This window comes from Acidilobus sp. (genome assembly GCF_049973875.1).
Taxonomy (GTDB): domain Archaea; phylum Thermoproteota; class Thermoprotei_A; order Sulfolobales; family Acidilobaceae; genus Acidilobus.
On sequence record NZ_JBMFJI010000113.1, the window covers coordinates 1 to 605 of the forward strand.

The following is a 605-nucleotide window of genomic DNA, read 5'->3' on the forward strand; positions in this document are numbered from 1 at the left end:
TCACTGTGAACCGCCTCCCTGAGAAGGTTCACTGCCCTTGAGAAAGCCACCATGTCTGCAGCTATACACGACTGTACCTCCCTTAGCAGGTCTTCGGCCATGTGCTTTACCGTCCCGAGCGAGAACACCTCGGAGAGGATAAAGTAGGAGAGCCTGTCGGCCTCCTGCTCCGAGAGACAGCCGGCCCTTGAAAGCTCACGTAACGCCTTAACCACGTTCACCTTCGGGTCTCCAACCACGCCAGGTCGCCTCCCCTTTCCTGTGGTAAGGGGAGGCTATAAAACTATCATGAAAGTTGGTTAAAGGAGAGGGCCCCTGGGGCAGGTCATTACCCCACCTAATGCATATCACGGGGTTCATGTGCCCCTGTTGCGGGGCCCCAGGAAAAAGTAGGAGCCCGGAGGAAAAAAAGGGTTAGGACTGGGAGGCGTGGGCCTTTACGTATTCGGAGAGGGCCTCAGAGATTAAGGAGTAAAGCGGCTTCCCGGTCTGGCTCTTTATCCTCAGCATGCCCTCGTAGACGTCGAGCGGCACGTAGGTGCATATGTGCTTCACTCCGTCGCTCATGTCGCCCACCTCAGAGGACAAGCCTGGGGAAGCCCCTG

At 57.0% G+C, this 605-nt stretch carries 2 protein-coding genes; both read right to left on the minus strand.

Translation table 11 applies throughout. The features are described 5' to 3' along the window. Window positions 1–239, minus strand: a 239-nt coding sequence (locus ACP5H1_RS08585) for a hypothetical protein (RefSeq protein ID WP_427974126.1), incomplete at its 3' end; no start/stop codon positions are given. Between the two features lie 175 nt (window positions 240–414). Continuing rightward, a partial coding sequence (locus tag ACP5H1_RS08590) for a hypothetical protein (protein WP_427974129.1) occupies window positions 415–605 on the minus strand: 191 nt, incomplete at its 5' end.